Origin of the sequence: Globicatella sanguinis NBRC 15551 (assembly GCF_001552295.1) — a bacterium.
Lineage (GTDB): Bacteria > Bacillota > Bacilli > Lactobacillales > Aerococcaceae > Globicatella > Globicatella sanguinis.
On sequence record NZ_BCQX01000161.1, the window covers coordinates 1 to 3,584 of the forward strand.

The window sequence follows — 3,584 nt, forward strand, 5'->3', positions numbered from 1 at the left end:
AAATTGACACTATCATTTCTTGATAATGATATCGCTTTTATCTGGAATGTGGTATAATTAATTTAACGTAATATTTAGATAGGGGTGCATCTGATGCAAGTAGAAGATATTTTAGCAATTTTACAAAATGATATTAAAGCGGCAGTATTCTCATCAGTAGATGCTGAAGGCAAACCACATGCTCGTTATATTAATGTTGGGGTAGCCAATGAAAAAGGAATTTTCTTTATGACGAGTCCAAAGACTAATTTTTATAAGCAATTACAAGGAAATCAAAATGTTGCGATTACAGCGTTGAAGCAAGATGATTATTTAATTCAAGTGATTCGTATCGAAGGGAAAGTAAAAGAAATCGGTCGAGAAGGCCTAGAAGAAGTTTTAAAAGATAATCCGTTCGTTAAACACGTTTATCCTAATGAAAGTGATGTTGCAGCTGTGCAAGTATTTCAAATGTATGAAGCAGATGGGTTTTATCAAAGTTTAACCCAAGGGCATAAATACACCTTTACCATTGGAAAATAATGGATTTAGGACTAACGATAGAGACTAGAACAAGATTAAACGGTTATTAGACGATGCCCGAGTATCATAAAGTGATGTTATGTCAGAAATATTTTGTACATACTCAATATTAGCTTGGGAGTGGGTATTGAGGGAGTTGGCCAGAAGTAGAAAATCGATTGGTTTTCGCTTCGTCTGTTTACCCCAGCGCAGCTTGAAATTACTCAACCACTGCATAATAAACTAAAGAGATTAGATTTATCAATTTTTTTAATTTTTGCCTAGCTTCTTGTTCACTCATTTTATGTTTATGTAAATAAAAAGCTCCTCAAGTCGATTGAGGAGCTTTAACTATATAGTTTTATTTAAAGAAATTAAAAATATCTTTCATAAAGTTTGTAATCGGATTATCACGACGGTTTTCATTTGGAATACCGTGTTCTTTAATCAACGATTCGATTTCATCGCTTTGAGCGGTTTCACCATCAACGGTAGTTTCTTCTTCTACAGGTTTTTCGTGTTGATTAACAGGCAAACCTTCATTTTTATATAGCTCGGGATATTCTGCTAATTTATCTAGTAAAATTTCAACTTCCCAAAAAGTACTCATCACCATTTCTGCGGTATCAAATAATCCCATCACAACGACATAGATTTCACGACCGTTTTCTTTACCAGTAGCGACAAAGTTTTTACCTGCTGCATCAGTCATACCAGATTTTAAGCCGGTGATTTCTGCTCGTTCGTATGCGCCACCTGGTAATAATTGATTAGGATTTGACATGACAACTTCATATTCTGTCCCTTCTTGTGCGACATAACTATCCGCGCTCGTCACTTCCAAAACTTCAGGGAAGTCATGTACAATATGTTGTGCCATCAATGCAACATCAGAAGCAGTCATTTGATTTTCATTTTCGGCAACTGAACCTTCAATCCACCAATCTTCTGGGATATATTGATTTGGAATACCAGAAACAGTATAAAATTCAAAGTTGGTCATGCCCCAAGACGTTAATAATTCGCGAATCGCTTTAACACCTTCTTGTTCTGAACCATATAGGTGCCACATTAAAGCAGATGTTGCGTCGTTACCTGATAATAACATAACACCGTAAATTAAGTCTTTCACGGTATACTCAACCCCACCATATAATCCCATGGCTGACATTTCAGGATTAAATGACATATTATCTTCAATTGCTTGAGGGATTTCAATTTTGTCATCCATTTTCAATTTTCCGTCTTTAATAGCTTGGTAGACTAAATATATTGACGCAACTTTTGACATAGAAGCGATAGGATAACGCGTATTGGCTTTTTGTTCAGCTAATACACGATTTGTTTCACCATCCATTACCACGTAAGAACGAGCGTCAATATTGGAGGCGTACCAATCTAAGATGTCTTGAGGGTAATCCTCGGGTAATACATAGGGGTCAGTCTCTTCAATAACGGGTACATCGCCGCTTAAGATGGGGGTTTTTGATACTTGTGCAGAAACGCCAATCGGTCCGCTAATCATGGATAATGTTAAAAATGTTAGTAGATATTTAGAAAATTTGGATGTTAAATTCAAAATAAATCCTCCTTAGTAATAGTCCCTAATAATTATAGCAAATAAAAGACAAAATGTGGCATAAAGTTAGAAAAAATTCTAATTTTTCAAAAAAACTTCACAATTAATAGTCATGATTATGCTAGTATTATATAATGTATATATAATTTTAAACATTGTGCTTCTGGAGGTGTTACTATGAAATTACTGACCCGATATACTTTACCAGAACGTCTCTTAATTTATGCAACTATGAGTATTGTACTGCCATTTTTCATTAGCGGTCCGATAATATTCATAATTTTGATGATTTTAATGTATCAAAAACGCGATAGTTTAATAGAAATTTTAAAGACATTATCACCCTGGTTGGTTTTTTTTGTATATGCAGAAGTGGTTGCATTATTGAATTATAATTTTTTAGGTGCTCTACTTCCACTAGGTTTTTTATTATTTGCATTATTCTTTTGGGTTTATCGCCAAATTATAAAGCGTGATTTGTTTGTCTTATTAATGAAGATTTTGAGTATTGAGAGTGGCCTGATAAGTATACATGCAATAAGTACTTATGTTAAATTTATTCAAGAGCGTTCATTACCTTGGACTTATATAATAACTGATGCAAGTCCTCAATTTAGAGCCGAGTCTTTCTTCTTTAATGCTAACTATTTCGGGCTCTATATCGTGATGGCGATGGTGATTACTATTTATTGGTTTACTATTGCCAAAAACAAATGGGAATATGCTCTCGTTTTATTAATTCTATCCTTAAATAGTATTTCAGTTATTTTAACTGCATCGAGAATGTTGATTCCAACGGTTTTAATTGGTGCTTTTGTGATATTGTGGTTTAATTATCGCCGTATCGCAATAGTGTTTTTAACGCTGGGTATAGTGGGATTAGTGGTGATTATTTTAAACCCAAGTATTTTCCCACGTTTTGAGTCATTAGCTTACGGTTTCGAAGATCGCTTTATGATTTGGTCTAATGGATGGGCAATATTTAAGACGCGACCACTAACTGGAAGAGGTCCTTTAGCATATATAAATTTCTATTATTTAGTAACGAATGAAGCAGACATGCATTCGCATCAAATATTGATAGACTTTTTAGCTAATTACGGAATTTTCGGCTTATTAATTTTTGTAAATGCCTTAACGCCTTTTGTTCGTACTTTAATAGAACAATTAAGAGAACCATCTAAGAAGAAAGATTTAGCCTTATTAATGGCGATGGGAGTATTGGTTTTGGTTCATGGTTTAATGGACGTATCGATTGTATGGCTTCAAACGGGATATGTCTTTCTTTTAATTGCATCCTCACCGATTGAAGCATTTGATTATCAAACGAAATAAAATTAAAAATAGTCGATGAGATTGGGAAGATACTTAAATGATTTCTTCCTAGTCTCATTTTTTTATTTAATGGCGTCATAATTGAGTGTCATCAAACGGCGATCGAGGGAGGCTGGGCAAAAACTTTTTAAATTCTGCTCAAGCATTTCTATTTAATTCAAAGCGCAGT

3 protein-coding genes are annotated in these 3,584 nt (G+C 34.2%); 2 read left to right on the top strand and 1 reads right to left on the bottom strand.

Going from position 1 to position 3,584, the window contains the following annotated elements:
- Window positions 1-93 precede the first annotated feature (93 nt).
- Window positions 94-522: a pyridoxamine 5'-phosphate oxidase family protein gene (locus GSA01S_RS09625; protein ID WP_066127005.1), complete on the top strand. Its 429-nt coding sequence runs from the start codon at window positions 94-96 to the stop codon at window positions 520-522.
- Between the two features lie 340 nt (window positions 523-862).
- Here GSA01S_RS09625 and GSA01S_RS09630 read toward each other — a convergent pair whose 3' ends face one another.
- The gene (locus GSA01S_RS09630; RefSeq protein WP_066127008.1) at window positions 863-2,080 is read right to left on the bottom strand and encodes a D-alanyl-D-alanine carboxypeptidase family protein; all 1,218 of its coding nucleotides are present in this window, start codon (window positions 2,078-2,080) and stop codon (window positions 863-865) included.
- A 177-nt stretch (window positions 2,081-2,257) separates the two neighbouring features.
- On the opposite strand from GSA01S_RS09630, the gene GSA01S_RS09635 reads away from it, so the two are divergent.
- The gene (locus GSA01S_RS09635; RefSeq protein WP_066127011.1) at window positions 2,258-3,415 is read left to right on the top strand and encodes an O-antigen ligase family protein; all 1,158 of its coding nucleotides are present in this window, start codon (window positions 2,258-2,260) and stop codon (window positions 3,413-3,415) included.
- Window positions 3,416-3,584 lie beyond the last annotated feature (169 nt).